The organism is Streptomyces anandii JCM 4720, assembly GCF_014650655.1.
Taxonomy (GTDB): domain Bacteria; phylum Actinomycetota; class Actinomycetes; order Streptomycetales; family Streptomycetaceae; genus Streptomyces; species Streptomyces anandii.
Map to the genome: position 1 here is coordinate 217,009 of NZ_BMVJ01000002.1, position 6,542 is coordinate 223,550.

The 6,542-nt window shown below is 67.5% G+C and carries 7 protein-coding genes; 6 read left to right on the forward strand and 1 reads right to left on the reverse strand.

Features of this window, described 5'->3' with window-relative positions:
• Positions 1-688: 688 nt before the first annotated feature.
• Positions 689-1,852 (forward strand): type VII secretion-associated serine protease mycosin, encoded by a 1,164-nt coding sequence (mycP, locus tag IE249_RS04130; protein ID WP_229857477.1) that lies wholly within the window; start codon positions 689-691, stop codon positions 1,850-1,852.
• 337 nt (positions 1,853-2,189) lie between these two features.
• Here mycP and IE249_RS04135 read toward each other — a convergent pair whose 3' ends face one another.
• Positions 2,190-2,474 (reverse strand): hypothetical protein, encoded by a 285-nt coding sequence (locus IE249_RS04135; RefSeq protein WP_189703393.1) that lies wholly within the window; start codon positions 2,472-2,474, stop codon positions 2,190-2,192.
• Between the two features lie 352 nt (positions 2,475-2,826).
• Between IE249_RS04135 and IE249_RS04140 the strand changes: the two genes are divergently transcribed.
• From IE249_RS04140 to IE249_RS04160, 5 genes are all read left to right on the forward strand, one after another.
• On the forward strand, positions 2,827-3,426 hold the full coding sequence (locus IE249_RS04140; protein WP_229857479.1) for a serine/arginine repetitive matrix protein 2: 600 nt from the start codon (positions 2,827-2,829) through the stop codon (positions 3,424-3,426).
• A 73-nt stretch (positions 3,427-3,499) separates the two neighbouring features.
• Positions 3,500-3,646 carry a DUF397 domain-containing protein gene (locus IE249_RS04145; RefSeq protein WP_189703683.1) on the forward strand — a complete coding sequence of 49 codons (147 nt, stop codon included), beginning with the start codon at positions 3,500-3,502 and terminating at the stop codon, positions 3,644-3,646.
• 167 nt (positions 3,647-3,813) lie between these two features.
• Complete coding sequence (locus tag IE249_RS04150) at positions 3,814-4,086, forward strand: hypothetical protein (RefSeq protein ID WP_189703395.1); 273 nt, start codon at positions 3,814-3,816, stop codon at positions 4,084-4,086.
• A 313-nt stretch (positions 4,087-4,399) separates the two neighbouring features.
• Positions 4,400-4,843, forward strand: a complete 444-nt coding sequence (locus tag IE249_RS04155) for a hypothetical protein (RefSeq protein ID WP_189703396.1) — start codon at positions 4,400-4,402, stop codon at positions 4,841-4,843.
• Positions 4,844-4,852: 9 nt separating this feature from the next.
• Positions 4,853-6,542 (forward strand): alpha/beta hydrolase (locus IE249_RS04160; protein WP_229857483.1); only part of this gene is annotated, 1,690 nt, incomplete at its 3' end.

The following is a 6,542-nucleotide window of genomic DNA, read 5'->3' on the forward strand; positions in this document are numbered from 1 at the left end:
CACGGGTGGGCGCCTGCCCACCCAGCCAGGTCAAGAACCGGTTGGACCTGTCAAACAGGTTGGACCTGTCACCACTCGTGGAGTCGTGGGAGTCGGTGGCTCTCCGGAGCGGGGCCTCACGGGACCTACCGGGCCGGTTGGCCGCTCTGTCTCAAGTCAGGGTCCTGTATCCGGTGGTGGCCGGCCCGGTTCCAAAATGCGTGGCGGGCGCCCAACTGCTCCGGCCGTCACCGGCCGACCGGTTGGACCCGTGTCTGGTGGCGCGTCTGCAGCCGGTCGTGATGCGATCAGCCGTCTGCCGAACGGAGGATCGCCGGGGCAAGCAGCAAAGCGGACGCCCATGCCCGGCGGTGGACGAGGTGCGGCAGCGCTAGGCGACGGCATCGTCGGCGGCACTCGGCAGCAGGCGGGGCGCACTCCTGCTCAGCCCGGTGCTCCGCTGCCTTCCGCACCGACGCGCGGCGGCATCTCCGGCGGAGTACCCGGCGAACGAGGTACTCGTGCCGGTGATCGTACGGCTCCTGACGGTTCGACGCGCGGTGCCCGGCAGCGACGGGCGAAGCAGGACAAGGACCGCCGCCGCGACACGACGCCCACTGATTGAGACCGGGAACACGACGACATGCACAAATTCACTGGCAGGGCGTTGCGCCGGGGAACCAGGGCGGCTGCGTCGGCGGTCGTCGGCATGCTGCTGGTGGGGGGCGTGGCCACACAGGCTCACGCTGACTCCACCCGCTCCCAGGAGTGGTACCTGGACGCCATGCACGCGGAGGGCATGTGGCGGACGGCCACCGGCAAGGGAATCACCGTCGCCGTGATCGACCGCGGAGTCGATCCGCGAAACCCAGACCTCAAGGGACGTGTACTGGACGGGCTGGATCTGGCCGCTGGACGCCCCGGTGACGAGCACACGGATCTTGACGGTCATGGCACGGGGATGGCGGGGCTGATCGCCGGCACTGGGGCCTTCGGGGGTGGCAAGGGCGCATTCGGCCTCGCCCCGGGCGCCAAGATTCTGCCCATCCGGATGCCGGGTGTGAGCGATGACGACCCTTTCACCGGTCCTGGTTACCTCAGCAAAGCAATCCGCTATGCGGCTGAAACCGGTGCTCGGGTGATCAACATTTCCTTGGGTTCGCCCGCCCACTCGGCTCAGTTGGACGCTGCCGTGAGGTACGCCCTGAATCACGGATCACTCATCTTCGCGGCGACGGGAAACTCCGGAAACAAGGGAAATCCCGTCGAATACCCGGCCGCCACACCCGGCGTCGTCGGTGTTGCGGCCGTCGGCAAAGATCTGCGACGGACTTCATGGTCGACATACGGCCCTCAAGTCGACGTCGCAGCCCCCGGAGAAGACATGGTCCATGCCTGCGGTGGCAAGACCGGTCTCTGCAAGACCAGCGGCACCAGTGACGCCACCGCCCTCGCCTCCGCCAGTGCCGCGCTGATCTGGTCCAAGCACCCCGACTGGACGAACAACCAGGTCCTCCGCGTCATGCTGAACACCATCGGCGCCCCGACCAACGGCGCCAAACGCAACGACTCCATCGGGTACGGGATCGTACGGCCGCGCGTCGCGCTGCAGGACCCCGGCGACCCCGGGCCGGCCGACGTCTACCCGCTCCCGGACCTGGCGGCCGCCGCCACGTCGCCCTCACCCTCGGCGGAGTCCCCCGCTGCCGCGTCCAAGGGTGACCACCCGGCCGGCGGTGCGTCCGCCGCCGCGAGCGGCAGCGGTGACAGTGACAGCACGCTGTGGGTCGGACTGGGCGTCGGCGCCGTCGTAGTGCTCGGTGGGGCCGTGGCCGCGTTCGCCGCCCGCAAGCGGCGGCGTTCCATGGTCTGACGCGATCGACGTGTAGCCGGGTGAGGCCTTTGAGTTCAACAGGCCGGCGCCGGGGGTGTGTCCCGTGGCCCCGGCGGACACGGTGCTCACACTGCGGGCCGGCCTCCAAGGACCTCTTCTCCGGGTCCTGTGTGGACTTCCGACGGCCCTGACGCCTACACGACTCTTCCCGTGCCATCCGACCCCTGAAGCAATGGCGGGGAACGTCCACGGCGCGCGTCGGCCGCAAGGGTCTCCTGGGTGACAACCGGGTGCGGACGGCCTTGGGATCCGCGTTCGGGACCGCGATGTCCTCGCGCGCCGGACGAAGAGCACCGTTCGCGGGGACGGCCGCTTCTCAGGGGCGGGCTTGGGTCTGGTGGGTCAGCCGGGAGAGAACCTTGGCGTACACCGTGGTCGCCGCCGCAACGACCGTCGAGATGACCGCGAGCGCCGTCACGCCCAGCAGCGCGGGCCACTGGCGCCACTGATCACCGAGGCAGTCGTCGGGGCGCGGGAAACGGGCGAGCAGCGGACCCTTGCACATCCCTTCCTTGACTCCTGGGTACGCCTCCACTTCGGGACCGTACGAGGCGAGCAGCAGGAAGGCGAGCAGTCCCCACAGCGCCAGTGTCAGAAGCAACCAAGCGATCGACCACTTGTCGATTCGCGCCACCTCCTTGTGGCGAACCTCCGTACTCTCCCCCTGTGTGACGGAGGGCCCCCGGGACGTCTCCTGCGCAGTCACTTCTTTCCCCTCGGTCCGCGAAGATCGGCGGCCAGTTCATCACACTGGTAGATCAAGTGCGCCAAGGGCCGGGCGAGTTCGACAACCAACCGGAGCGGCCGTCGCGTCCGACGTCGGCGTACGCGACGAACACCCTGCCGCAACGGTTGCCGTACGATGCGCCGTTGTGGCGATACAGAATCCGTATCCGTGGGGATCACCGTACGGTGGCCCGCCGGCTCCGCCGCCGAACATCGCGGCGAAGGACTTGCGTCCTCGGCGTATCTGGTACTTGGTGGCCGCGCTGCTGGGGATCGTGCTGGCCGGTGCCGGCATCGCCTTCTTCGTGGCGGCGGTGAAAGACACGGTGCACTCGATCGACACGGTACAGAGCTTCTCCGGCGGTGAGCCGCGGACGTTCGGTTTCATCCAGGGGCAGACCAAGGCGATCTACGTTTCCCAGCCCGGGCAGGGGCACGTCGAGTGCCGGATCCCGGGGATGCGATCCGGGTCCATCACCCAGCCCAAGAGCGCTTTCCACATCACTGTCAGGTCCCGCACCTGGGACCGGGTCTTCGAGGTGAGGCCCGACAGCAGCGGCGACTACACGGTCACCTGCACCTCACAGCTGCCGGCCGAGTTCGCGCTGGGGGACAAGCCCCGGGTGGGAACCATGGTGGGCGGCATCATCGCGGGGATCGGCTGTTTCCTCGCCGCGCTTGCCGTAGCCGTGACCATCCCCGTCGTCACCGCGGTCCGGCGCGGCAGCCACCGCCGACGCCTCGCCGCCGCGCTGGCGCCCCCGCCGCAGTGGGGCCCACCGCCTTCCGGCCCTGCACCGTGGCCTCCGCCCGGGCCCGGGGCCTAGCGCGGTGCGGTGAAGGGAACCCAGCGAACCCCGGCGACTATCACGACGTGACCGCCCCCCCCACCTCACCGCCATCCACATCCGCGACTCCAAGTACACCGACGGCCTTCGGCTCGCCGTCACCCCCACCACATGGACCGCCTTCGTCACCTGTGCAGCCGGACGCCGGCGGCTCGGTGGGCCCAACTGCCGTAAGCAGGACGACGACTTGCTACCGTGACGCGGGCACGCCAGATCGTCGGACGGGGGTTGGCGCCGTGGCAGGAAGCGCCCAGGGCAGGCAGCACACCGCGGGGATGCGGCTCAATCAGATTCCGGCAGATCCCAGCAGTGGCGGATCAACGGGCAGCGGACACTCTCAATTCGGCAGGCTACGCGGTCGGATTCATGGAGGAAGGCCGCTATCTGGCACTCAAGTCAGATAAGCACGATTACACCTGGGACAAAGCGTGGAGCTATCACGCCTCCGGTGCTTTGCTGAACTTCATCCCTGTCTATGGTGATCTCGCTCAGCGCGGCGCCGACGTGCTCACCAGCGCCTGGGTCATGGATGAACCACAGCATCAGGACGTGGGCCTGGGTACCGCGGCTGTGGTGCTGTTGGGCGGCGCCGGCGTGGCCTACACGCTGATTCGGAAGCGCCATAGCGCCGTCGGGTGACATCCGCTCCCGGTTCCGGGGCAGCCGCTGTCGGCGACGGCCCCGGGATCCGGCGCTGACGAAACGGCACCCGGGTGTACTTGATCACGTCGTATCAGTCAGTTTCGCCGGGTGCCGCATCCGGTGGGGGACAACTGCGCGGTAACGCGCATGAGTACGCGTACTCAGTCGTGCTGGTCGTCGAAACGCATGGGGTGGGTGGGGCAGGCCGCTACGGTACATGTCAAGGCGAGCGAACTGGACGTCGTATGTGTGCGGCATCACCGAATCCATGTCCGTTCGACGGCGGCACGACACGGGGAGGCGACCACGCATGGCGTGGGACGAGTGGGAGCAGCTCAAAAACGCGGCAGCGGAGCGGCACGCGACCGGGATGCAACTCAACCACGTACCGATCGATCCGGTCGGTGACAGCGGCACGCTGCTGTCGAACAGGGCGGCTTGGTCCAAGGCGGGCCGGGATGTCGGTGCTCTGCGTGAGGACATCATCAAGGCGCTGGGGGATCTGTCGGGTGGGCAGAAGGGTCTTGGTGAGGGGGCCGGCTGCCTGACCGCCGGGGCCCAGAAGGATGTTCACGACTCGTGGGAGCGGTACGTCAAAGCTGTGAGCGGGCGCTGCGGGAGGTTCTCGGGCCTGCTGTCGAAGGTCGGGAGCGACCAGGTGAAGACCGATGAGGCTGTCGAGGTCGAGATCGGCAACCTCAATGTGGAGTACGCGGACACTCCGGCAGTCGGTGGTCGGGACGAGGGGCGGTGACGGGAGGTCATGGACCTTGCCACGCTCAAGGCCCTCAATCCGGCCGAGTTCCTGGAAGCGGCCGACGGATACCGCAGCACCTCTGACATGGCGAGCGGGGCCAGGGACCGCATCGAGAGCCGGATCGCCGTGGCCATGAGGAACTCCCTGAAGGGGGAGGCCGCGACCGCGGCGATCAAGCAGCTGAGGGAGCTGGGCAAGAACTTCCACTACATCCAGATCGAGTGCGGTCTTGTCGGTACGGCTCTGGAGGCGTTCTCGTACGAGATGGGGGCGGCGAAGAGGAAGCTGGAAGCGGCCCTCGACGCAGCACGGGCGGCGAAGTTCACCGTGCACGCGGATGGTTCGATCAGCTATCCGCCGGGTGGGGAGAAGGGTGAGGACGGCAAAGTCCCCGAGGGCGGCACGGTCAGTGGTCTGACGGACGGCACGGCCTCGGCGGTGGGCCGTCAAGCGGCCAACGTGGACCCCAATCCCCACCACCGCCTCGCGCAGGAATGCGCGGATCGGATCGTCGGTGCCCTCAAGGAGGCGACGGAGGTCGACGAGAAGTGGGCGCCAAAGCTGCGGGCGCTGAAGGCGGATGACGATCTGACCGTTTCCGACACGGACTGGGCCGACGCGTCCTCGGACACGAGGGGCGTGAGCGAGGCGGGAGAGAAGTATCTGGACTCGTTGCCGCAACCACCCGAGAAGGGCAGTCCGCGGGAGAACGCGCAGTGGTGGAAGGGGCTCAGCGCGGTGGAGCGGGCCGCGTGGCTCTCAACGCATCCCGACTCCGTGGGCGCGCTCGACGGACTGCCTGCCAGTGTTCGGGACGAGGCGAACCGGATGGTGCTGGCCGAGGCCCACGGTGCTGCGCAGGGCAAGTACGACGCCTGGCTCAAGAAGCACCCCGAGCCGGAGCATTTCCAGGACTATATCGACCCCTACAGCGGGACCGTGCTGAAGGGCGTGAGTGTCGAGACCCAGGCGTGGAAGGACTGGGAAGAGGCACGGAAGAACGCTCACAAGTCCCTTGACGGCATGAATGCGATCCAGACCCGCTTTGACGCGACCGGTACGAACGGACTGCCCGAGGCATATCTGCTGGGCTTCAGCGCCGAAGGAGACGGTCGCGCGATCGTGGCCAACGGGAACCCGGACACCGCGGATCACCAAGCGGTGTACGTTCCTGGGACGACTTCGGAGCTGGGAAACATTGGCGGGAACATTGACCGCATGGTCAAGGTTTGGCATGCAGCCAATGACGAAGCCGATGGAAAATCCGTTTCCACGATCACTTGGCTGAACTACGACGCACCTGACAGTGTCGTCAAGGACGCGCCATTCGAACACTACGCGTACGACGGTGCGCCTGCGTTCAACGGGTTCCTGGACGGTCTTGACGCATCACATACCGGGGATGCGGCGGCGCATCGTACCGTGATCGCACACTCATATGGATCGACCCTTGTCGGCGCCGCGGCGCAGACCGGGCATCTGAGGGCGGATGACCTGGTCTTCGCGGGCAGTCCGGGTGTCAAGGTGTCCGGCGCGGATGAACTGGACGTGCCCAGGGGGCATGTGTGGAACGAGGAGGCCGACGGAGATCCGGTACCGGACATCGGCCGCTGGGGCCATGGCGGCGACGGCTTCATCATCCCCAGTGATCCGGAATTCGGCGCCAACGAGATGACAACGGACACGGAGGGGCACA

Coding starts and splice junctions, on each gene's coding strand:
- IE249_RS04150 (WP_189703395.1), top strand. CDS start 3,814: ATGGAGGAAGGCCGCTATCTGGCACTCAAGTCAGATAAGCACGATTAC.
- IE249_RS04155 (WP_189703396.1), top strand. CDS start 4,400: ATGGCGTGGGACGAGTGGGAGCAGCTCAAAAACGCGGCAGCGGAGCGG.
- mycP (WP_229857477.1), top strand. CDS start 689: ATGCTGCTGGTGGGGGGCGTGGCCACACAGGCTCACGCTGACTCCACC.